General features: G+C 64.9%; 19 protein-coding genes. 10 read left to right on the plus strand and 9 right to left on the minus strand.

Annotation, left to right across the window (positions count from 1 at the left end; genetic code table 11):
• Both J3S28_RS07265 and J3S28_RS07270 read left to right on the plus strand, forming a co-directional pair.
• The gene (locus tag J3S28_RS07265) at nt 1-1,212 is read left to right on the plus strand and encodes a TFIIB-type zinc ribbon-containing protein (protein WP_207839195.1); all 1,212 of its coding nucleotides are present in this window, start codon (nt 1-3) and stop codon (nt 1,210-1,212) included.
• Nucleotides 1,209-1,685: a hypothetical protein gene (locus J3S28_RS07270; protein WP_207839196.1), complete on the plus strand. Its 477-nt coding sequence runs from the start codon at nt 1,209-1,211 to the stop codon at nt 1,683-1,685. Before J3S28_RS07265 ends, J3S28_RS07270 begins: the two co-directional genes overlap by 4 nt.
• Before the next feature lie 89 nt (nt 1,686-1,774).
• Here J3S28_RS07270 and J3S28_RS07275 read toward each other — a convergent pair whose 3' ends face one another.
• Both J3S28_RS07275 and J3S28_RS07280 read right to left on the minus strand, forming a co-directional pair.
• Entirely contained in the window at nt 1,775-2,401 is a 627-nt protein-coding gene (locus J3S28_RS07275) for an MBL fold metallo-hydrolase (RefSeq protein ID WP_207839197.1), read from the minus strand.
• Nucleotides 2,398-3,486 carry an S-(hydroxymethyl)mycothiol dehydrogenase gene (locus J3S28_RS07280; protein WP_207839199.1) on the minus strand — a complete coding sequence of 363 codons (1,089 nt, stop codon included), beginning with the start codon at nt 3,484-3,486 and terminating at the stop codon, nt 2,398-2,400. Before J3S28_RS07280 ends, J3S28_RS07275 begins: the two co-directional genes overlap by 4 nt.
• A 286-nt stretch (nt 3,487-3,772) precedes the next feature.
• On the opposite strand from J3S28_RS07280, the gene J3S28_RS07285 reads away from it, so the two are divergent.
• Genes J3S28_RS07285 through J3S28_RS07300 form a run of 4 tightly spaced genes read left to right on the plus strand, consistent with a single transcriptional unit; the run spans nt 3,773 to nt 8,427 of the window.
• Nucleotides 3,773-4,756, plus strand: coding sequence for a proteasome assembly chaperone family protein (locus tag J3S28_RS07285; RefSeq protein ID WP_207839567.1), 984 nt, complete (start codon nt 3,773-3,775; stop codon nt 4,754-4,756).
• A gap of 27 nt (nt 4,757-4,783) precedes the next feature.
• Nucleotides 4,784-7,291: a DEAD/DEAH box helicase gene (locus J3S28_RS07290; protein ID WP_207839201.1), complete on the plus strand. Its 2,508-nt coding sequence runs from the start codon at nt 4,784-4,786 to the stop codon at nt 7,289-7,291.
• A gap of 54 nt (nt 7,292-7,345) precedes the next feature.
• Complete coding sequence (locus J3S28_RS07295) at nt 7,346-7,987, plus strand: DJ-1/PfpI family protein (protein ID WP_207839203.1); 642 nt, start codon at nt 7,346-7,348, stop codon at nt 7,985-7,987.
• Complete coding sequence (locus J3S28_RS07300; protein WP_207839206.1) at nt 7,984-8,427, plus strand: MarR family winged helix-turn-helix transcriptional regulator; 444 nt, start codon at nt 7,984-7,986, stop codon at nt 8,425-8,427. Before J3S28_RS07295 ends, J3S28_RS07300 begins: the two co-directional genes overlap by 4 nt.
• A 10-nt stretch (nt 8,428-8,437) precedes the next feature.
• Here the strand turns inward: J3S28_RS07300 and J3S28_RS07305 are convergent, their stop codons facing one another.
• Nucleotides 8,438-9,376, minus strand: a complete 939-nt coding sequence (locus J3S28_RS07305; RefSeq protein ID WP_207839208.1) for a hydrogen peroxide-inducible genes activator — start codon at nt 9,374-9,376, stop codon at nt 8,438-8,440.
• A 99-nt stretch (nt 9,377-9,475) separates the two neighbouring features.
• On the opposite strand from J3S28_RS07305, the gene J3S28_RS07310 reads away from it, so the two are divergent.
• Together J3S28_RS07310 and J3S28_RS07315 are read left to right on the plus strand one after the other, a co-directional pair.
• Nucleotides 9,476-10,063 (plus strand): peroxiredoxin, encoded by a 588-nt coding sequence (locus J3S28_RS07310; protein WP_084838515.1) that lies wholly within the window; start codon nt 9,476-9,478, stop codon nt 10,061-10,063.
• Between the two features lie 2 nt (nt 10,064-10,065).
• On the plus strand, nt 10,066-10,596 hold the full coding sequence (locus tag J3S28_RS07315; protein ID WP_207839210.1) for an alkyl hydroperoxide reductase: 531 nt from the start codon (nt 10,066-10,068) through the stop codon (nt 10,594-10,596).
• Nucleotides 10,597-10,665: 69 nt separating this feature from the next.
• On the opposite strand, the gene J3S28_RS07320 is transcribed toward J3S28_RS07315, so the two are convergent.
• Nucleotides 10,666-11,904 (minus strand): aminotransferase family protein, encoded by a 1,239-nt coding sequence (locus J3S28_RS07320; protein ID WP_207839212.1) that lies wholly within the window; start codon nt 11,902-11,904, stop codon nt 10,666-10,668.
• Nucleotides 11,905-11,989: 85 nt separating this feature from the next.
• Between J3S28_RS07320 and hrpA the strand changes: the two genes are divergently transcribed.
• On the plus strand, nt 11,990-15,847 hold the full coding sequence (gene hrpA / locus J3S28_RS07325; protein ID WP_207839215.1) for an ATP-dependent RNA helicase HrpA: 3,858 nt from the start codon (nt 11,990-11,992) through the stop codon (nt 15,845-15,847).
• A 15-nt stretch (nt 15,848-15,862) separates the two neighbouring features.
• On the opposite strand, the gene nrdR is transcribed toward hrpA, so the two are convergent.
• Both nrdR and J3S28_RS28280 read right to left on the minus strand, forming a co-directional pair.
• Nucleotides 15,863-16,312, minus strand: coding sequence for a transcriptional regulator NrdR (nrdR, locus tag J3S28_RS07330; RefSeq protein WP_084896366.1), 450 nt, complete (start codon nt 16,310-16,312; stop codon nt 15,863-15,865).
• 95 nt (nt 16,313-16,407) lie between these two features.
• On the minus strand, nt 16,408-16,920 hold the full coding sequence (locus tag J3S28_RS28280; protein WP_237341143.1) for a LysM peptidoglycan-binding domain-containing protein: 513 nt from the start codon (nt 16,918-16,920) through the stop codon (nt 16,408-16,410).
• Between the two features lie 232 nt (nt 16,921-17,152).
• Here J3S28_RS28280 and lexA point away from each other — a divergent pair, with 232 nt between their 5' ends.
• Nucleotides 17,153-17,872, plus strand: a complete 720-nt coding sequence (gene lexA, locus J3S28_RS07340) for a transcriptional repressor LexA (protein ID WP_207839217.1) — start codon at nt 17,153-17,155, stop codon at nt 17,870-17,872.
• A 78-nt stretch (nt 17,873-17,950) separates the two neighbouring features.
• Here lexA and J3S28_RS07345 read toward each other — a convergent pair whose 3' ends face one another.
• From J3S28_RS07345 to dapF, 3 genes are all read right to left on the minus strand, one after another.
• Complete coding sequence (locus J3S28_RS07345; protein ID WP_207839219.1) at nt 17,951-19,093, minus strand: acyl-CoA dehydrogenase family protein; 1,143 nt, start codon at nt 19,091-19,093, stop codon at nt 17,951-17,953.
• A gap of 115 nt (nt 19,094-19,208) precedes the next feature.
• Nucleotides 19,209-20,684, minus strand: coding sequence for a GTPase HflX (hflX, locus tag J3S28_RS07350; RefSeq protein WP_207839221.1), 1,476 nt, complete (start codon nt 20,682-20,684; stop codon nt 19,209-19,211).
• A 45-nt stretch (nt 20,685-20,729) separates the two neighbouring features.
• On the minus strand, nt 20,730-21,749 hold the full coding sequence (gene dapF / locus J3S28_RS07355; protein WP_207839223.1) for a diaminopimelate epimerase: 1,020 nt from the start codon (nt 21,747-21,749) through the stop codon (nt 20,730-20,732).
• Nucleotides 21,750-21,773 lie beyond the last annotated feature (24 nt).

Here is a 21,773-nt window from a genome sequence, read left to right on the forward strand (position 1 = left end):
ATGAACGATTCGCAGAACCCGCCTCCCCTACCCGACGGTTCGGCCGGCCCCCCACCGCCTCTGCCTCCGATGCCGCCGCGTCCTGCTGCCTCCGACCCGGAACGGGCTCTGTTCCAGGTCACCGAGCAGACACGCACCTATCCCTGTGACAGTTGCGGCGCGCAGCTCGTGTTCGACCCGACGACACAGAATCTGTTGTGCCCCAGCTGTGGTCGCTCGCACGCCATCGTCCTCGATCCCGCGCGCCGGGTCGTCGAACACGATCTGGCCTCGACCATGACCCAGTTGCGCGGCTTGCTCGCCGCGGGACCCCCGGCGACGACACCGGATTCAGAGCGGGAAATCGTCTGTCAGAGTTGCGGGGGCCGAACGACATTCACCGGCACTCTGACCGCGACCCGATGCCCCTACTGCGCCACGCCGATTCAGCGTGACGACATCCACGCAGCCCCCACAAGGCTCCCGGTCGACGGGATCCTGCCGTTCCAGGTCGACGACGCGCGCGGCCGGGAGGTGATCGAGCACTGGATCAACAGCAGGTGGTTCGCCCCGACCGAGTTCAAGAAGTACCGGGAAGTCGGTTCGTTCTCCAGCCTCTATGCGGCCTACTTCACCTACGACGCGAACACGACGACCTCGTATACGGGGATGCGCGGCGACAACTACACGGTGACCACCGGTAGTGGAGACAACCGGCGCACCGAAACCCGTACCCGCTGGAGTCATCGGTCGGGTGTGGTGGACAACAATTTCGACGACGTAGCGGTCTTGGCGAACACCGGATTCGACACCGACAAGGTCCACGAACTCGAACCGTGGCCCACCGGACAGGCAACTCCGTTCAGTCCGGAGTTCATCGCAGGCCATTTGTGCCGAACCTACGATCTCGATGCCGATCAGTGCTTTCCGGTGGCCCAGTCCCGGATCGACGCCGGTATCGACGCTGCCATCCGCCGCGATATCGGCGGAGACCATCAGCGGATCAACAACAAGGACACCCGCTACAACTCGCTGCGGTTCAAGCATGTGCTGCTGCCCATCTGGTTGCTGACCGTGGTGTACGCGGGTACTCCGTTTCAGGTGTTCATCAACGGCGTCACGGGCGAGGTTCAGGGCCAGCGGCCGTGGAGCAAGGTCAAGATCGCGTTCGCGGTGGTGGCGGCGTTGATTGTGCTCGTCTCGATCGTGGCAGCGTGGACGGCGCTCACATGACCACTGTGATCGTGGTCGTGGTCGTGGTCGCGTGTATCGCGGCGGCCGGCGGCGTGTTCATCATGACGCGCCGGATCCGGCAGAGTGCGTTGCAGGCCAACGAGATCGTCCCCGGCCGGCCGACGCGGGCGCCCGCGTCGTGGGCGGGATCGCATGACCCGGAGGCCCGATTGCACCGCCGAATCCGTGATGCCTTGGCGTTGTTGCGATCCGATCCGAAGCTGGATTACGACGGTGCCCGTATCGACGCCCGGGTCCGGATCGAAATCGCTGCCACTGAGCTCGACGATCGACTCATCACCGCGGCCCAGTCACCGCAGCGCCTGCGGGGACCGCTTGTGGCGCACGCTGAAACATCGGTGGCCGAACTCGAAAACCTCGCCTCGGAGATCTCAGGGGGCGCGGAGCTGCGTCTCGACCACGTCGATGCGGTCATCAGCCGGATGACGTCACCCCCACGACTCGACGGATAGCTCGCTCGCCCACCCGAATTCGCGCCACCCACCAGCAATTGCGGGTGGGTGGCGCGAATTCGGGTGGGTGGGAACGCGAGGAGCAGATGTCAGCTCCCGCGTTTGATCCATTCCTCGAGGTGTGGTGACTCGTCTCCGACTGCCGTGGAGTCGCCGTGTCCGGTGTTGACTTTCGTCTCGGCGGGCAGGGTGAAGATCTTGGTCTGGATTGATTCGATGATCGTCGGGAACGAGGAGAATGAGCGGCCAGTCGCGCCGGGCCCGCCGGAGAACAGGGTGTCCCCGCTGAACAGCACACCGAGTTCGGGGGCGTAGATCGAGCACGATCCGGGTGAATGACCCGGCGTGTTGATGATGACGAGATCGGTGCCGCCGACGGTGATCTTCTGCCCGTCCTCGAGTTCGCCGGGCCCGATGTCGGGGTGGGTCTGATCCCACAGCATGCGGTCGCCGGGGTGCAGGAGCATCGGCGCATCGAGTCGTTGCGACAGCTCCGGTGCCACGGTGACGTGATCGTTGTGGCCGTGGGTCAGCAGGACAGCGGTGACGGTCCGGCCGGCGACGGCGTCGATGATCGGCGTCGCTGAGTGCGCGGCGTCGATGATCACCACCTCGGAATCGTCGCCGATGAGCCAGATGTTGTTGTCGACGTCCCAGGTTCCGCCGTCGAGGCTGAACTGGCCGGACGTGACGACGTTCTCGATGCGTACGGTCACAGGATCACCACCGAGCGGAGCACTTCGCCGGCCTCCATCTTGTGGAAAGCGGCTTCGACATCGTCGAGACCGACCCGCTCGGAAACGAACTTCTCCAAAGGCAACCGGCCCTGCTGGTACAGGTCGACGAGCATCGGGAAGTCGCGTTCAGGCAGACAATCGCCGTACCACGACGACTTGAGCGCACCGCCGCGGGAGAAGAAGTCGATCAGCGGGAGTTCGAGCTTCATCTCCGGCGTCGGCACGCCGACGAGCACGACGACCCCGGCGAGATCTCGCGCATAGAACGCGGTCGTGTAGGTCTCGGGGCGACCGACCGCATCGATCACGACGTCGGCGCCGTTGCCGTCGGTGAGATCCTGGATCGCGGTGACGACGTCGTCGACCGTCGAACCGTCGATGGTGTGCGTGGCACCGAGGTCGGTGGCCCATTCGAGCTTGCGGGCGTCACGATCGACCGCGATGATCTTGGTTGCGCCGGCTAGGCGGGCACCGGCGATGGCCGCGTCACCGACACCGCCGCAGCCGATCACCGCGACGCTGTCGCCGCGGACGACGCCGCCGGTGTTCATCGCCGCACCCAGGCCGGCCATGACGCCGCAGCCCAGCAGCCCCACGACCGCAGGGTCGGCGTCGGCAGCGACCTTGGTGCACTGCCCTTCGTGGACGAGGGTCTTGTCGGCGAACGCGCCGATCCCCAACGCCGGGGTCAACGCGGTGCCATCGGCCAGGGTCATCGGCTTGCTCGCGTTGTGGGTGTTGAAACAGTACTGCGGGCGGCCTCGCTTGCAGGCCCGGCACTCACCACACACCGCACGCCAGTTCAGGACCACGAAATCGCCGGGTGCCACCAATGACACCTCATCGCCGACCGTTTCGACGATGCCCGCAGCCTCATGTCCGAGCAGGAACGGGTACTCGTCGTTGATCCCACCTTCCCGATACGCCAGGTCGGTGTGGCACACGCCGCACGCCTGGATCTTCACCACCACATCGCGTGGCCCCGGATCGGGGATGGTGATCGTCTCGATGGTCGTCGGAGCACCCTTGCCCGCCGACACCACACCACGAACCTGCTCTGCCATGACTGCCTCTCGCCGCTGTCCATAGTTGTCGCTCGGCACCAACCCTAAGCGATGACGAGATGGCCATGCGTGCATGGATCGGCGCCGCAGCGACCGGAGACGGCCGGTGTTCGCACTGAGCGAACTCACTGGTGGGAATCCCGCGCGGACGACGGCTGTTGTCATATACAAGTCCATGGGAACAACGTCACCGCCGAGCCGGCCGAACGCCGGAATTGGTGGGTAGGGGTGCTCATGAGAGACAATGAACGACACACCGCACGACTGGGCAGCGAGGAGGTTCGCCATGGACGAGAAGTCCACGCTCTACGAACTCGAATTCCCAGCACCACAACTGGCTGGTGACGAGGGTGACGGTCCGGTGCTGATCCACGCCCTCGAAGGATTCGCGGACGCAGGACACGCCATCAAGTTGGCGTCCGACCATCTCCGGCAGAGTCTCGACTCGGAGCTGGTCGCCACGTTCTCGACCGACGAACTGATCGACTACCGGTCGCGGCGCCCGTTGATGACCTTCACTGGCGACGAGTTCACCGCAGCGGCCATGCCGGAGCTGACCCTGCATGCGATCCGTGACAACAACGGGACCCCGTTCCTGCTGTTGTCAGGTGCCGAACCCGACCTGCGCTGGGAACGCTTCGTCGCTGCCATCGGTGCTCTCTCCGATCAGTTCGGGGTGACCTCGGTGATCGGGCTCAACGCCATTCCGATGGGTATCCCCCACACGCGCCCCTCGACGATCACCGCCCACGGGAACAGCAAAGACCTGATCGGTTCGCTGCCCCGGTGGGGTTCGGAGCTCAAGGTCCCCGGCAGCGCGTCCATGCTGCTCGAACTGCGGCTCGGAGAGCGCGGGCTGGCGACCGCGGGTCTCTCGGTCCACGTCCCGCACTACCTCTCACAGGCTGAATATCCCGCCGCGTCGCACAAACTGCTGGAATCCCTGGCCGAGGTGACCGGTCTCGATCTCCCGACAGCCGCTCTGGCCAACGCAGCAGAAAAGGTGCGCACCCAGGTCGATGCCGAGGTGTCGGGTAATCAAGAGGTCGAGTCGGTGGTTGCAGCACTGGAGACCCAGTACGACACGTTCAACCAGGCACAGCAGGAGAAAGCGTCCTTGCTGGCCGCCGAGGGTGACCTGCCCACCGGCGACGAGCTCGGAGCCGAACTCGAACGCTTCCTGGCCGATCACGCCCAGAACGAGGCCACGACCGAGAACGACGCGGAATCGCGCGACGGCGACGACAAGGGTGACGGCGCTGCGGGCTGACCGCCCTCGGTGCCATAACCTGCAGTGGTGACCCACCCGCCGCAGGTCCGGCCCCTCGAGTTCCCAGCCGACGCCGAGCCTGATCTCGATGAGCTGTACGGTGCCTTCACCGCGTGGTGGGCGGCGCGGGGGATCTCACTGTATCCGCACCAAGATGAGGCGCTCATCGAACTCGCGGCCGGATCCAACGTCATCATCTCGACCCCCACCGGTTCGGGAAAGTCACTGGTGGCCAGCGGGGCTCTGTATTTTGCTGCGGCGCAGGGCCAAAGGGCCTTCTACACTGCACCGATCAAGGCCCTCGTCAGCGAGAAGTTCTTCGATCTGTGCGCGCAGTTCGGCGCCGACAACGTCGGGATGCTCACCGGCGACGCCTCGGTGAACCCCACCGCGCCGATCATCTGTGCCACAGCGGAGGTCGTCGCGAACATCGCCCTGCGCGAGGGTGAGCACGCTCCCATCGGCGTCGTCGTGATGGATGAGTTCCACTATTACGCCGAACCCGATCGCGGGTGGGCGTGGCAGGTCCCGTTGATCGAACTGCCCGGCAGCCAATTCGTGTTGATGTCGGCAACCCTCGGCGACGTGAGCTTCTTCGTCGACGACCTCCAGCGTCGGACCGGCCGCGACACGGCGGCCATCACCGGCACCACCCGGCCTGTTCCCCTGGATTATTCGTATTCGACCCGGCCGGTCCACGAGACCATCGAAGAACTGATCCACAAGGACCGGGCACCGGTCTACGTGGTCCACTTCACCCAGCTGTCTGCGATGGAACGGGCTCAGTCCCTGCTCAGTGCCAACATCTGCAGCCGCGCCGAACGGGACGCGATCGCCGAGGAGATCGGCAACTTTCGTTTCAGCACCGGCTTCGGGAAGACCCTGTCGAAAACCGTCCGAGCGGGCATCGGGGTCCACCACGCCGGGATGCTCCCCCGCTACCGTCGCCTGGTCGAACGTCTTGCCCAGCAAGGTCTGTTGCGGGTGGTGTGCGGCACGGACACTCTCGGCGTCGGTATCAACGTCCCCATCCGCACGGTGTTGCTGACAGGACTGACAAAGTACGACGGCGTCAGGCAACGCCATCTCAAGGCGCGCGAGTTCCACCAGATCGCCGGTCGTGCGGGGCGCGCCGGATTCGACGTGCGTGGATTCGTGGTCGCCCAGGCACCCGATCACGACGTCGAGAATGCCCGGCTGGTCGCCAAGGCCGGTGACGACCCCAAGAAACTCAAGAAGATCCAGCGCAAGAAGGCACCTGAAGGATTCGTCTCGTGGGGCGAGGCCACCTTCTCCAAGCTCATCGTCGCGCCACCAGAACCACTTCGCTCCCGATTCGCCGTGACCACTTCGATGTTGCTGGAAGTCATTGCTCGCCCGGGCAATTGCTTCACCGCAATGCGACATCTGCTGGAAGACAACCACGAGACCCGCACCCGCCAGCGTTGGCACATCCTGCGAGCACTGCGCCTGTACCGCTCGCTGATAGACAGTGGTGTGGTGCGACGTCTGGACGAACCTGATGAGTACGGTCGATATGCCGTTCTGGCCGTGGACCTTCCAGCGAACTTCGCTCTCAACAACCCGCTGTCCCCTTTTGCCCTGGCGACGTTCGAGCTGCTGGACGTCGAATCAGAGAGCTACACCGTGGACTTGATCTCGATCGTGGAGGCGACCCTCGACGATCCCCGACCGGTTCTCATGGGCCAGCAGAAGAGTGCCCGCGATGAGGCGATCGCACGGATGAAGGCCGACGGGGTGGAGTACGAGGAGCGGATGGAGCTGCTGACCGAGGTCACCTGGCCTCGTCCGCTGCGTGAGTTCATCTTCGAAGCATTTGGTATCTATCAGCAAGGACACCCGTGGGTCGCGGATACGCCTCCCCGGCCGAAGTCTGTGGTGCGCCAGATGATCGAGGAAGGGATGGACTGGGGCGATCTGATCTCCCGGTACTCCCTCGCCCGCAGCGAAGGCGTCGTCCTGCGCTACCTGACCGACGTCTATCGAACACTGCGGCAGAGCATCCCGAACTCCGCCCGGACCGACGAAGTCGACGACGTGGTCGAATGGCTTGGCGACCTGGTCCGTCGCGTCGACTCGAGCCTGCTCGACGAGTGGGAGCAACTCACCCACCCCGAGTACGGGCCCGTCGACCCGATCGCCGCCGGCTCACCCACACCAGGACGGGCACCGAATGCCCGGGCCATTCGCGTCCACTTGCGCAATACGATGTTCCGGTACGTCAACCTGTTGTCGCGGCGCGCCTGGTTCGAACTACAGTCCGCGTACCCTGACCTCGACTGGGCCGAAGAGATGTCCGATTTCCTCGACGAGTACGGCGACGTCGGCGCCGGCCCGGCGGCGCGAGGACCGGCACTGTTCAGCGTCACGCGCGAGGACGATCAGTGGGTCGTCAGACAGGTACTCGACGACCCCGACGGACACCGCGGCTGGTCGTTGCTCGCCCGGTTCAGCGCCCCCGACACCGCTGATGACGAACCGGAACTGCAGGACATGGAGATCATCGCGGGCTGAAGATACAGCCCGCATATCTTGACAGCATGTTGTCAAATATGACAGTATGCTGTCATGACTTCAGCAACTGAACCTCGCACCGTGCATCTCGCCGTCTACAACACACTCGCCGACTGGGAGACCGGACACGCGGTCGCGCACATCAACAATCCCGAGTATCAGGCGCACCCCGGGAGGTACCGGATCCGGACCGTCGGGCCGACGACCGAGCCGATCACCACCGCGGGCGGAGTGCGCATCGTGCCTGACATCGCGCTCGCCGATCTTGACCCGCGAGACAGCGCCATGCTCATCCTGCCCGGAGCGTCGTATTACCAGAGCGGCGGCCTGACCGCATTCGTGGAGGCGGCAGCCGAATTCCTCGCAGCCGGAACACCCGTGGCCGGGATCTGCGGAGCCACGGTCGCGATGGCCCAGCGCGGACTGCTCGATGGTCGCCGTCACACCAGCAACGCGGCCGAGGCCCTGTCCTGGACCGGCTACGCGGGCGCCGCAGACTACGTGAACGAGCCCGCTGTCACCGACGACAGCCGCCCCGGCCATCTGATCACCGCCGCAGCAATGCATCCGGTGCCGTTCGCGCGAGAGATCTTCGCCGAGCTGGACCTGTACACGCCCGAGACCCTCACCGCATGGACCAAGCTCTACAGTGGCGATCCCGCCGGCTACTACGACTTGATGGCCGCCACCTCATGAGCGACGCCCAGCAACTACTCAGCGACTCGGCCCTCACCACTTTTCGTCTCAACGGTCAGTTCCTGGCCGTCGCCGAGGCCCTCGCCGCTCCTGCCGGGCTGACCGCAACCCGCTGGCAGGTCCTCGGAGCGGTTCTCTCAGAACCACTTTCGGTATCCGACATCGCCCGCGAGATGGGGATCACCAGGCAGAGTGTTCAACGGACCGCCGATCTTCTCGCCGAACAAGGCCTGGTGACCTTCCGCGACAATCCGGCGCACCGCCGGGCGAAACTCGTCGAAGTGACCGATGCCGGACTGTCCGCCGTCCGGCTGATCAACCCCGGGCACCGCGACATGGCCCGCCGATTGAGCGAACTCATCGACGAAACCACCTGGGCCACCGCGCTGTCCGGACTCCAGGAACTCTCCGAAGCCCTCCGAAAGCTCGATCGCCTGTGACACGCCGCCGCTAAGCCGATTTCACGGCCCCCAAACCCGCGCCCGTGATCGTCCCGGCGATCAGCGCCGCCAGCTGGCGATACTCGTCCTCTCGTCCGCTGGTAGCGCGCATCACCAGTCCTATCCTGCGGCCCGGACGGGGCCGGCCGAACCTGGCGATCGCCAGAGCGCCCCTGGCGGTTTCGGTCTGGACCGCCGTCTGCGGAATCAACGTGACACCGAGACCACCCTCCACGCACTGGACAGCCGTCGCGAGCGACGCGGCCCGCGTGGAACCGACGTCCGGCCGGACCCCGGCCAGCCTGCACACCTCCAGTGCCTGATCCCGCAAGCAATGACCTTCATCGAGCAAGAGGAGTGGCAGGTCCGCGAGCGCGGCGGGGTCGACTCGACTTCGCCCGGCCAGCGCATGCCCCGGTGGCAATGCCAGCACGAAGTCTTCGTCATACATGCCGATCTCGATCATGCCGGGCGCATCGACGGGCAGGGCGACCATCGCGGCATCGATCGAGTTGTGTCGCAACGCATCGAGCAGACGCGAGGTCTGATCCTCGACAACGCGTACGGCGAGCTCGGGCAGCTGCGTGGCCAGATCACGCAGCATCAACGGCAGAACGTACGGCGCGACCGTGGGAATGAGTCCCAGTCGCACTGTCCCGGACAACGGCTGAGCCACCCCTACTGCTGCCGCGGTGAACATGTCCACCGCCTCGATGGCCGCGGTGGCACGCGGAAGGAGTGCCTCGCCCTCGCTCGTCAAGAAGACACGCCGCGTCGACCGCTCGACCAACCGCAGCCCCAGGCCCGTTTCGAGCGCCGCGAGCGCCTGAGACAACGAGGGCTGGCTCACACCCAAACCATCTGCCGCCGAACCGAAATGCCGCTTGTCTGCGATTGCTGCGAACGCCTTCAGCCCGGCGATCGTCGGCTGATAACTTTGATCGGTCATACCTATCACTATAGTGCTACTCATCACGTTTCCTTTTCACCGGCTTACCGGCAAGATTGGTAGCACCGCGAAAGAACATGTGAAATATAAGGAGCAACTTTGTCTTTGCTGACCATTGGCGACCAATTCCCCTCATACAATCTGACGGCCGTCATCGGAGGAGACCTCTCGAAGGTCAACGCCCAGCAGCCCGACGACTACTTCACGACCATCACGAGCGACGACTCCGCCGGTAAGTGGCGCATCGTCTTCTTCTGGCCCAAGGACTTCACGTTCGTGTGCCCCACCGAGATCGCGGCATTTGGAAAGCTGAACGACGAGTTCGCCGATCGCGACGCCCAGGTGCTGGGCGCATCCGTCGACAACGAGTTCGTCCACTTCCAGTGGCGGGCACAGCACGAGGATCTCAAGACGCTTCCCTTCCCGATGCTGTCGGACCTCAAGCGCGAATTGGCTTCGGCTGCAGGAGTTCTGAACGCCGACGGTGTCGCCGACCGCGCAACCTTCATCGTCGATCCGAACAACGAGATCCAGTTCGTCTCTGTCACCGCCGGTTCCGTCGGCCGCAACGTCGACGAGGTCCTGCGGGTGCTCGACGCGCTGCAGTCGGACGAACTGTGCGCCTGCAACTGGAAAAAGGGTGACCCGACCATCGACGCAGGCGAACTGCTGACTGCGAGCGTCTGAGAATGAGCATCGACAACCTGAAGGAAGCTCTCCCCGAGTACGCAAAAGACCTCAAACTCAACCTGGGGTCCATCTCGAGGACCACGGTTCTCAAGGACGAGCAGCTCTGGGGAACACTCCTCTCGACCGCAGCAGCCACCAAGAATGCCGTGGTACTCAAGGAGATCGCCGACGAAGCCGCAGACAACTTGTCGGCGGAGGCATACAACGCCGCGTTGGGCGCCGCCTCGATCATGGGCATGAACAACGTCTTCTATCGCGGCCGCGGATTTCTCGACGGCAAGTACGACGACCTGCGCCCCGGGCTGCGGATGAACATCATCGGTAACCCCGGCGTGGACAAGGCGAATTTCGAACTCTGGTCATTCGCGGTATCGTCGATCAACGGTTGCGGGCATTGTGTTGCAGCACACGAGAACACCCTCCGCGTGGCGGGCGTCGATCGCGAGGCGATCTTCGAATCGCTCAAGGTTGCCTCGATCGTGGCTGGGGTGGCAGCCGCCCTCAGTACCGCAGAGGTGCTCGTCGGATAGCTCCACCGGTGACATACGAAGAGCAGGGACTCCCTTCGGAGTCCCTGCTCTCTCGTGTCTTCAGGCGGCTCACGTCAACGCATCTGAGATGCGCTCGGCCAGTTCGGCGACCTGAGCCGCGGTCATCACGAACGCCGGCGAGATCTGCAGCGCACCTTGGCCTGCCGCCCTACCGCTGACCCCGTGACGCCGTAGCGCAGCGATGGCCGCAGGAGCCGTGGCCGGGTCCTCCAGCTGCACTGCGCTCACCGCGCCGAGCCCGCTGCGAACCTCACCGACCGCAGGCAGATCCGCCAGTGGAGCGAGCGCCACATGCAGATCCGATTCCAGGCGTGCGGCCTCTTCGAGTAGTCCCTCGGACTCGATGATGTCGAGGTTCGCCATTGCTGCTGCCGCCGCACCCGCGTGCCCGCCGTAGGTGTAACCGTGCCGCCACCACACCCCGCCGGAGTAAAACGGCTCAGCGATGTGGGGAGCGACGAACAACGCACCCATCGGCACGTATCCCGACGTCAAACCTTTCGCGGTCGCGATCATGTCCGGCTGCAGATCGAAACGTGTCGAGGCGAACCACGAACCACCGATGCGCCCGAAGCCGGTCACCACTTCGTCGGCGACGAACAGCACGTCGTTGTCGCGGCAGATCTGGCGCACCTCGGCCAGGTAGCCCTGCGGCGGCAGATAGATGCCGCCGGCCCCGATGATCGGTTCACAGAAGAACGCGGCGATGTTGTCGGCGCCGATCCGCTCGATCAAGCCGAGCAGGCTCTTCGCGTCGTCCCATTCGACCGTCGCCGCGTCGGTCATCAGTTCGCCGTAGCTGTCGCGGTTCGGCGGTAGCCCTGACAGTGCCGTTCCGCCGACGTGCATGCCGTGGTACGCCTTTGTGCGGCCGACCACGATCTTCTTGTCGGGCTTACCCAGTTCGTGCCAGTAGCGCCGTGCGAGTTTGACCGCTGAGTCGATCGAGTCGCTGCCACCCGAGGTGAAGAACACCTTGCTACCGGGGATGGGCGCGAGTTCGGCGAGACGGTCCCCGAGCGTCGCGGTGACGTCCGAGGTGATGTCCCCGAAGCCCGAATAATGGGCCAGCGTGCTCAGCTGGCGCGCGACCGCGTCGGCGATCTGGGTGCGACCGTGGCCGACGTTCGTGAACCAGAGTCCCGCGGTGGCATCGAGGTATTTGTTGTCCGAGGTGTCCCAGATGTGTACGCCCTCACCCTTGGCGACCACGAATGGCCCGGTGGCGCTCACCGCACCCATATCGGCGAAGCCGTGCCAGAGACCGGCGGAAGTCGAAGCAGTCATGCGCTACATCATGCCTGCAGCGCTCAGCTGGACACCATCCTGGGCCGAACGCAGCACTCCCCCGCCGGACTATCATGGAGTAGATATGTCGACCGCGCCGAACGAGTCCAACAAGACAGCCGACCAGGCACCCGGACGACGCAGACGCCGCCCCGATCAGCGTCGAGGACACCGGTCACGGCTGTCCCCGGCCGAGACCGAGCGTCGGCGCGCCCTGGTGCCCACCATCAGCTACCCCCCGGAGCTGCCGGTCTCTGCTGCCCGCGAGGAGATCGCGGCAGCGATCTCGCAGCACCAGGTGATCGTGGTGGCAGGTGAAACCGGGTCGGGCAAGACGACGCAGTTACCGAAGATCTGCCTTGAACTCGGCCGCGGCGTGTCCGGACGTATCGGGCACACCCAGCCGCGGCGACTCGCAGCCCGTTCGGTGGCCGAGAGAATAGCGGAAGAGACCGGCACCGAACTCGGCGAGTTGATCGGATACTCGGTGCGATTCACCGACAGGGCCGGTGACGACACGCTTGTCAAGGTGATGACCGACGGCATCCTGTTGCGGGAGTTGTCCCGTGATCGGCAACTCCGCGAATACGACACCCTGATCATCGACGAGGCGCACGAGCGCAGCCTGAACATCGACTTCATCCTCGGATACCTCAAGCAGCTCCTGCCCCAACGGCCGGACCTGAAGGTGATCATCACCTCGGCCACCATCGAGCCCGGTCGTTTCGCCGAACACTTCGCGACCGACGGCGCCCCGGTGCCGATCATCGAGGTGTCGGGGCGGACGTACCCGGTGGAGGTTCGGTACCGGCCTTTGATCGTGGAGGACGAGGACGAAGCGGACCTCGACCAACTACAGGCGATCGGCGCGGCCGTTGATGAACTCTTCCGACAAGGCCCCGGCGACATCCTGGTCTTTCTGCCCACCGAGCGTGAGATCACCGACACCGCCGCCTCGTTGAAACACCTGGAGGCCCGAGGTGTCGAGGTCATACCACTCTTCGCACGCCTGTCCGCAGCCGACCAGCACCGTGTGTTCTCACCGCACCGCGGACGCCGCATCGTACTGTCCACCAACGTCGCCGAAACGTCGCTGACAGTTCCCGGGATCCACTACGTGATCGACGCGGGGACGGCACGCATATCCCGCTATTCGACCCGCACCAAAGTGCAGCGACTGCCGATCGAACCGATCTCCCAGGCCAGCGCGCGACAGCGCGCCGGTCGCTGTGGCCGCGTGGCGGCGGGTGTGTGCATCCGCCTGTACAGCGAAGACGACTTCGATTCGCGTCCGGAGTACACCGAACCAGAGATCCTGCGAACCAATCTCGCCGCAGTGATCTTGACGATGACCTCACTGGGCCTCGGCGACGTCGGTCGCTTTCCATTTGTTCAACCGCCCGACCCCAAAGCCATTCGCGACGGGCAGCAACTGCTCGAAGAACTCGGCGCTCTCGCCGCCCCGACGACCGACACACCGGTGCGGCGGCTGACACCCATCGGGAAATCGTTGTCCCGCATCCCCGTTGATCCGCGGCTCGCCCGCATGCTGGTGGAGGCCGAGACACAGGGCGCCCTTGGGCCCATGCTCGTGATCACCGCCGCGCTCTCACTGCCCGACGTCCGCGAACGTCCCGCAGATCATCGCCAGGCAGCCGACGAGTCGCACAAACGATTTGCCGTGCCGGGTTCGGAGTTCTTGACCCTGCTCAACCTGTGGGTGTATCTCGAAGGTCTGCGAAAAGAGCTTTCGTCCAACCAGTTCCGAAAACGTTGCAGTCGCGAGTTCCTCCATGGTCTCCGGATCCGGGAGTGGCGGGACCTGCACTCCCAGCTCGTCCGGATCGCGCGCGATCTCGGCTGGACGGTGCCCGGTACCGTCGCCGCACCAGAGGCCGAAACGCCAGCGGCGACCGCCATTCATCAGTCCGTGCTCTCGGGCCTACTGAGTCAGATCGGCGTCCGCGAAGGTGACACCAAGGAGTTCCTCGGATCACGCGGCACCAAGTTCATGATCTTCCCGGGGTCCCACCTGTCGAACAAACCGCCACGCTTCGTGATGGCAGCGGAGATCGTCGAGACATCGCGACTGTGGGCGCGCACAGCTGCCCGCATCGAGCCCGAGTGGGCTGAGCGCCTCGCCGGAGACCTCGTCAAACGCCAGTACAGCGAGCCGCACTGGTCGGGGAAGCACTCTGCGGCAATGGCATACGAACGGGTGACGCTCTACGGAGTCCCGCTGGTCATGCAGCGACGCGTCAACTATGGCTCGATCGATCCCGAGGCGGCCAGAGAATTGTTCATCCGGCACGCCCTGGTCGAAGGCGATTGGCGCACGCAGCACCCGTTCTTCCATCGCAATCGCGCGTTGCTCGAGGACGCCGAGGAGTCGGTACATCGGGTCCGCCGTACCGACGTCATCGTCGACGACGACACGCTCTTCGCCTTCTACGATCAGCACATAGGACCGGAAGTGGTGTCGGGCAGGCACTTCGACACCTGGTGGAAGACTGCCCGCAAGAGCTCTCCCACGCTCCTCGACCTCGATCCCGCCGACCTGGTGGCAGCCGACGCCGGAAGCGACCCCGCCGGATTCCCCGACCGGTGGCGCCAAGGCGACACCGGCTACGACCTGCGCTATCGCTTCGAGCCCGGTACGGCCGATGACGGTGTCACCGTCCTGATCCCGCTGTCGCTCCTCGTCCGGGCCCGTCCGTCAGGGTTCGACTGGCTGGTGCCCGGTATGCGATTGGAGCTGATCACCGAACTGCTGCGCACACTTCCCAAAACCCTACGGCGACAAGTAGGTCCGGCTCCCGACCTCGCGGCGGAGATCCTGGCTTCGGTGACCCCGCGGGCCCGACCGCTGACCGAGTCGGTGGCAGAACAAGTCCGCGACCGCACCGGGGTGCCCGTCGCCGCGGGCGACCTGCGCGTCACCGCGCTACCTGCTCATCTCCGCATGACCTTCGCGGCCACCGATGCGGGCGGAAACGTACTCGCGACGTCGAAGTCGCTGCGGGAGCTGCAGGATTCTCTCGCCGCCCGGGCACGCGCAGCACTCGAGAGCGAGGCAGCCGCTGTGGCCGTCCCGGTGGCGACCACCTGGACCGCCGAGACCTTCGGCGACATCGACCGCACGGTGAGCGTGGTGGTCGCCGGTCAGGAGATCACCAGCTACCCCGCGCTGGTCCGGCGTGGTAAGGGCTTCACCGTGGTCGCAGCTGCGACCGCGGCCGAGCAAGAGACGAACATGTATCTTGCGGTCGTCGATTTGCTCATCGCCGGCCTGCCCGCCTTACGACAATCTGCCACCGCGGCCTTGAGCACCGCCCACCGACTCGCGCTCAGTCAGAGCCCGTATCCCACCACCACCGCGCTGCTCGCCGACTGCGTGCGTGGTGCGGTGGTCGATCTCGTCCCGCAGCATCCGAATGTGTGGACAGCAGCCGAGTTCGCTGCGCTCAGGGCACATGTCGCCGGTCAGGTGAACCGCCGCGCCGCCGAGAAGCTGAGCCAGGCGGCCGACATCCTCTCCCGCGTCGCGCCGCTGCGGCGCGTCGTCGAGTCGACATCGGTCACGGCCGCCAGGGACGACGTCGTCGAACAATTGGACGAGTTGGTGTTCGATGGCTTCATCTCCGCGACCAATGCGGCTGCGTTACGAGAGATTCCGCGATATCTCGACGCGGCGATCTCGCGACTCGAACAACTACCGGCGAGCGCCGCGAGGGATGCGCAGGCCATGGATGCACTCGACCGGGTGGTCGCAGCGTGGGCCGGGCACGTACGCACGGTTCCGCAACCGCGCCGCGACGCCGTCAATGAGCAAGCAGGATGGATGGTGGAGGAACTACGGGTGGGCCTGTTCGCCCAGCACCTGGGTACCGCTTACCCGGTCTCGGAGAAGCGGGTGGTGAAGGCGATCAAAGCACTGCAATGATCTCGTGCTCGACGATCATGGCTTGGCAGCGCGCAGATCGTCGATCTCCTTCTGAAAGTCCTCGACCGAGTCGAACGAACGGTATACAGAAGCGAACCGCAGATAGGCCACTTCATCGAGGTCGCGCAGCGGTCCCAGGATGGCCAGGCCGACCTCGTTGCTCGGAACCTCGGCCGACCCGGTGGCCCGAACCGCTTCTTCCACCTGCTGCGCCAACTGCTGGAGCTTTGCGTCGTCGACAGCGCGCCCCTGGCACGCCCGACGAACACCTCGCATCACCTTCTCGCGACTGAACGGTTCGGTGACTCCCGTGCGTTTGACGACCGCGAGCACCGCACTCTCCACGGTGGTGAACCGGCGGCCGCATTGCGAACACGAGCGCCGGCGCCTGATCGCCTGCCCCTCGTCCGCCACCCGCGAATCGACCACTCGGGTGTCCTCGTTCTTGCAAAACGGGCAATGCATGCAGGGTCCCTCGACTGTCGGCGGCCCAGGCATGGTGACCGGGCACTCTGACGTCGAGGATACCGCCCAGGCAACGGGCTGCTGCGGCACTGCAGCTACCGCGCGTACACCGGAATGAGCAACGACTGACCGACGGACAACGCCGAGTTGTTCATGCCGTTGAGCTCCATGATCTTGTCGACCACCGCGGCAGTGGGCATCTCGGGTGCGATCCGTGATGCGATGTCGCCCAAGGACTCTCCGGACCGTACGTGGACGACCGCTGTCCCGGTGTCAGCAGGCTTCGCGGATTGCTCGACCACGCCACCGAAAAACGTCATGAAAACCACCAGCAGCATGAGACCCACACCGGCAACCGCGGCCGCGGCCCACGCCCGGCGGCGGGCGTACACACTCTGCGCAGATATCGCCGGCCGCTGCGCTGCATTGTCCGATTCGCCGCACGTGACCGCGGCGCCGCGGCGGTCGACGCCATGGCGGCGATCTGCGGGCCTGCTGGTATCGGCCGGCCGGACCGGACGAATGGTGCGCGTACCGGCGCCGGAGTCGGCGAGTCGACGAACAGGCCGAGACGTTGCCGGCCGGCTGATGGTGGTGGCTGCAGTCATGGGTTCGATCCTCAGGTCACTCGGAGACCGAAACGCAGCGGACGCGACCGCGAGGGTTTCGATCACTCGTTCGATTGAACGAATGTTCGAGTTGTATCACGGAGGTCCGACACGCGCCACGCCCGCTCGAACAAATGTTTGAGAGTTGTGACGTTTTCCATTACCGTGAGGCCAATAAACCAAGGATGAACCCCGCTCCGACCAGGCCACACACCACGAAATGGAGGCCCTGATGGCCGAAACAACTGATTCCCGAAGTCCGCAAGAGTCGGCGGCGACCACCGTGGTCAGCACCGAACCCCTGGCCGAGGGCTCGCTGACACCCCGCCAGAAGGCCGTCCTCGAGGTCATCAGGGCCTCGGTGCGCGAGCGAGGCTACCCGCCGAGCATCCGCGAGATCGGCGACGCCGTCGGACTCACCTCCACTTCCTCGGTCGCGCACCAACTGCGCACCCTGGAGCGCAAGGGATTCCTGCAGCGGGAGAACAATCGACCGCGCGCAGTCAACGTGCAGGACACCGACCTGAACCCAGCCACCGCAGCAGGTCAGGTCCAGATCCCGGACGAATCGCTGCCGACGCCCACGTTCGTTCCCGTACTCGGCCGGATCGCGGCCGGCGGCCCCATCCTCGCGGAGGAGGCCGTCGAGGACGTGTTCCCGCTACCCAAGGAACTTGTCGGGGAAGGCTCCCTGTTCCTCCTCAAGGTCGTGGGTGAGTCCATGATCGACGCCGCCATCTGCGATGGCGACTGGGTGGTTGTCCGCCAACAGAACGTCGCCGACAACGGTGACATCGTCGCCGCCATGATCGACGGGGAGGCCACCGTCAAGACGTTCAAGCGCACGAAGGACGCCGTCTGGCTGATGCCGCACAACCCGGTGTTCGACCCCATACCCGGCAACGACGCGGTGATCCTCGGCAAGGTCGTCACCGTGATGCGGCGCCTCTGAATCGACAGCACGCAAGCAACAAGCGGGGTGTACCGGTAATCCGGTACACCCCGCTCGGCTGTAGTTCGTCAGGAGAGATCAGATCCCCAGACTGCGACCGATCACTTCCTTCATGATCTCTGTCGTGCCACCATAAATCGTCTGCACGCGCGAATCGACGAATGCCTTCGCGACCGAGTACTCACGCATGTACCCGTAGCCGCCGTGCAGCTGCAGGCAGCGATCTATGAGCTGGACCTGATTCTCGGTGGCGTAGTACTTGGCCATGGCCGCGTCCGGAACCGTCAGCTTCTTCTCGTTGAGCAGGCCGATGCAGTGATCGACGAACACGCGCGTCGTGGCGGTGGACGTCGCCAGTTCCGCGAGCAGGAAACGCGAGTTCTGGAAATTGCCGATCGAGCGGCCAAAGGCCTTGCGATCCTTCGCATATTGCACGGTGGTCTCGAGAACGGCTTCCATTGCAGCAGCGGCGACAACCGCGATCGACAGGCGCTCGCGGGGCAAGTTCTGCATCAGGTAGATGAAGCCGAGGCCCTCTTCACCGAGCAGGTTCTCTGCGGGGACACGAACATTGTCGAAGCTCAACTCCGCGGTGTCCTGCGCCTTCATCCCGAGCTTGTCCAGATTGCGGCCCCGTTCGAAGCCTTGCATGTCGCGCTCGACGACGAGCAAGCTGAAGCCCTTGGCGCCGGCTTCGGGATCGGTACGTGCGACCACGATCACGAGATCGGCGTTGATGCCGTTGGTGATGAAGGTCTTCGATCCGTTGAGGACCCAGTGATCGCCGTCCTTCTTGGCGTTCGTCTTGATGCCCTGCAAATCGGAGCCCGTACCCGGCTCGGTCATGGCGATCGCGGTGATCAGCTCGCCGGACGTGAAGCCGGGAAGCCAGCGCGCCTTCTGCTCATCGTTCGTCAGTTCCAGCAGGTACGGGGCGATCACATCGTTGTGCAGCGGGAAGCCGAGTCCGCTGTAGCCCCCACGGGCCGACTCCTCGGCGACGATGGCGTTGTAACGGAAGTCCTGGACTCCACCGCCACCGAACTCCTCGGGAGCATCAACGGCCAGGAAGCCGTTCTTACCGGCTTCGATCCACACGTCGCGATCGACGATGTTCTGCTCCTCCCAGCGATCGTGGTTCGGCGCCACGTGCTGGTCGAGGAAGCTGCGGTACGAATCACGGAAAAGTAGGTGCTCGGGCTCGAACAACGTGCGTTCCATCAGCGGATCTCCATCACTAAGGGGATTAGACAGGACTAGGCAGGCGAACGGGCGCCGCCTCTGTTCCCATTAACTGTAACTGGATTCTACATCTTGCCCAAAATGCGGGCCACGATCACTGCTCGGCGGCCTCCGGCATTGCCAGAGTCGCCAACTGACGCGCGAGGCCGGAAGGAACGGTCGCGGTGATGGCGGTGCCGTCTGCGCCGTGCTGCTCAGTCAGCACATCGCCTTCGGCGTGGATCCGCGACACGAGATCGCCACGGGAGTACGGCACTCGCACGCTGACGTGGACATCGTGGCGGGCGATGGCCTCGCGGATCCCGGTGAACAACTCCTCGATGCCCTCCCCCGTCACCGTTGAGATGAACACCGCGTGGGGGAACAGACCGCGCAGCTGCGCCAGCACCAATGGGTCGGCCACATCGATCTTGTTGATCACGAGGATCTCGGGCGGGGCCGTCGCCTTCTCCTCGGAGACCACTTGCTCGATCACGGTTCGTACAGCGGAGATCTGGTCGGTCGGAATCGGATCGGACCCATCGACGATGTGCAACAGAAGATCCGCGTCTGCAACCTCCTCCAGAGTGGACCGGAAGGCCTCCACCAGCTGGGTCGGCAGGTGCCGGACGAAGCCGACGGTGTCGGTGATGACGAGTTCCCTACCGTCCTCGAGGGTCATGCGTCGTGTCGTCGGATCCAGGGTCGCGAACAGGGCGTTGTGGACCAGCACACCCGAGCCGGTCATCCTGTTGATGAGGCTCGACTTGCCCGCGTTGGTGTACCCCACGATGGTCACCGACTGGGCCACCGCCTGTTTACGCTTGCTGCGCTTGGTGTTTCGGGAGGTCTTCATCTCCCGGATCTCGCGCCGCAGTTTGGCGGTGCGTTCGCGGATCCGGCGGCGATCGGTTTCGATCTTCGTCTCACCGGGTCCGCGCAGGCCCACACCGCCGTTGCTGCCCGCCCGGCCGCCTGCCTGCCGCGACATCGATTCACCCCAGCCACGTAGTCGGGGCAACATGTACTCCATCTGCGCCAGAGCCACCTGCGCCTTGCCCTCACGCGACGTGGCGTGCTGGGCGAAGATGTCGAGGATCAAGGCCGTGCGGTCGATCACCTTGACCTTTACGACCTTCTCCAGCGCGGTGAGCTGCGCCGGGGTGAGTTCGCCGTCGCAGATCACGGTATCGGCCCCCGTGGCCAAGACGATCTCGCGGAGTTCGTGCGCCTTGCCCGAGCCGATATATGTTGCGGGATCGGGCTTGTCACGACGCTGGATGAGTCCCTCGAGCACCTCCGAACCCGCGGTCTCCGCCAGCGCGGCCAGCTCCGCCATGCTGGAGTCGGCTTGCGCCGTCGTACTGCCCTGGGTCCAGACCCCGACCAACACGACTCGCTCGAGCCGCAGCTGCCGATACTCGACCTCTGTGACATCGGTCAGCTCTGTCGACAGCCCACCAACACGCTGCAGCGAACTTCGTTCGTCGAGTTGCAGTTCACCGGTCGTCGGGATGTGCTGCGTGCGTTCGGCCGGCAGCTCGTCAGTGATGTCTGGGGTCCCGCTCTGCGGGTTGGTGTCTTCGGTCATGAGATGACCATCGTGACATTGCGGTGTACTCGCTGCATACCGGTTTTAAAGCCATCCTTCGTTGAGCATGCCCGCTCCGACCAGAATGGACGGGCCACGTAATTCGCTGTCGTCATCCCCGACCGTCACAATGATCCGTCCGCCGGGGACGTCGACGATGATGGTCCCCGTGGTCCGGCCGATCGAGCGCAGCGCGGCTGCAGCTGCGGCGACGGTCCCCGTGCCACAACTGCGCGTCTCGCCGACCCCGCGCTCGTGCACTCGCATGAGTACCTCGCCGGTGACACCGTCGACTGTCGACGGCACCGGCGGCGTGATCAGTTCGATGTTGACGCCGGCCGGAAAGTCGCCGCGGTCGAAACTGATCGGGGCGGTGAGATCGACGTCCTCGAGATCGGCCGCGGTCATACCCTCGATGACACAGGCCAGGTGAGGATTGCCCACGTCGACCGCTACCCCTGCCACGGTGCGGCCACCGACGGTCGCCTTGCTGTCCGTACCGAACACGACTTTGCCCATCGACACACTGACCTCTGCGTGTGTCCCGTTGCGCTCGTGCACCACCACCGGCCTCGCACCGGCACGTGATCCGACGACGAACTCGTTACCGGCGACCAGGTCGTGCGCCGCGAGGTAGTGGGCGAACACCCGGACCCCGTTTCCGCACATCTCCGCGATGGAACCGTCCCCGTTGCGGTAGTCCATGAACCAGTCGTTGTCGGAGATGCCGTCCGGCACCGCCACGAGCACGCCGGCGTCACGGAGTGCTCCCGCGGTCGCGACCCGCAACACTCCATCGGCACCGATCCCGCGGTGCCGGTCACACAGCGCGGAAACGAACTCGGGGGTCAGGTCCAACGCCACACCGGGATCGGGCAACAGCACGAAGTCGTTCTGGGTGCCATGGCCCTTCACAAAATCGACACGCGCCGCCGCGCTGCGCTCCGTCCCCGGCCATTCTGGTCGAGCTCCGCTGCGCTCCGTCTCCGGCCACCCTGGTCGACCTCCGCTGCGCTCCGTCTCCGGCCACCCTGGTCGACCTCCGCTGCGCTCCGTCTCCGACATCTTGTCCACGATACGCGCCCTACC

It is taken from the genome of Williamsia soli, from assembly GCF_017377795.1.
In the GTDB taxonomy this organism is placed as follows: Bacteria; Actinomycetota; Actinomycetes; order Mycobacteriales; family Mycobacteriaceae; genus Williamsia; species Williamsia soli.

Bases quoted from the DNA above. Each gene is read 5' to 3' on its own strand.
- J3S28_RS07265 (WP_207839195.1), top strand. From the start codon at position 1: ATGAACGATTCGCAGAACCCGCCTCCCCTACCCGACGGTTCGGCCGGC.
- J3S28_RS07270 (WP_207839196.1), top strand. From the start codon at position 1,209: ATGACCACTGTGATCGTGGTCGTGGTCGTGGTCGCGTGTATCGCGGCG.
- J3S28_RS07280 (WP_207839199.1), bottom strand. From the start codon at position 3,486: ATGGCAGAGCAGGTTCGTGGTGTGGTGTCGGCGGGCAAGGGTGCTCCG.
- J3S28_RS07285 (WP_207839567.1), top strand. From the start codon at position 3,773: ATGGACGAGAAGTCCACGCTCTACGAACTCGAATTCCCAGCACCACAA.
- J3S28_RS07295 (WP_207839203.1), top strand. From the start codon at position 7,346: ATGACTTCAGCAACTGAACCTCGCACCGTGCATCTCGCCGTCTACAAC.
- J3S28_RS07300 (WP_207839206.1), top strand. From the start codon at position 7,984: ATGAGCGACGCCCAGCAACTACTCAGCGACTCGGCCCTCACCACTTTT.
- J3S28_RS07305 (WP_207839208.1), bottom strand. From the start codon at position 9,376: ATGACCGATCAAAGTTATCAGCCGACGATCGCCGGGCTGAAGGCGTTC.
- J3S28_RS07315 (WP_207839210.1), top strand. From the start codon at position 10,066: ATGAGCATCGACAACCTGAAGGAAGCTCTCCCCGAGTACGCAAAAGAC.
- J3S28_RS07320 (WP_207839212.1), bottom strand. From the start codon at position 11,904: ATGACTGCTTCGACTTCCGCCGGTCTCTGGCACGGCTTCGCCGATATG.
- hrpA (WP_207839215.1), top strand. From the start codon at position 11,990: ATGTCGACCGCGCCGAACGAGTCCAACAAGACAGCCGACCAGGCACCC.
- nrdR (WP_084896366.1), bottom strand. From the start codon at position 16,312: ATGCATTGCCCGTTTTGCAAGAACGAGGACACCCGAGTGGTCGATTCG.
- J3S28_RS28280 (WP_237341143.1), bottom strand. From the start codon at position 16,920: ATGACTGCAGCCACCACCATCAGCCGGCCGGCAACGTCTCGGCCTGTT.
- lexA (WP_207839217.1), top strand. From the start codon at position 17,153: ATGGCCGAAACAACTGATTCCCGAAGTCCGCAAGAGTCGGCGGCGACC.
- J3S28_RS07345 (WP_207839219.1), bottom strand. From the start codon at position 19,093: ATGGAACGCACGTTGTTCGAGCCCGAGCACCTACTTTTCCGTGATTCG.
- hflX (WP_207839221.1), bottom strand. From the start codon at position 20,684: ATGACCGAAGACACCAACCCGCAGAGCGGGACCCCAGACATCACTGAC.
- dapF (WP_207839223.1), bottom strand. From the start codon at position 21,749: ATGTCGGAGACGGAGCGCAGCGGAGGTCGACCAGGGTGGCCGGAGACG.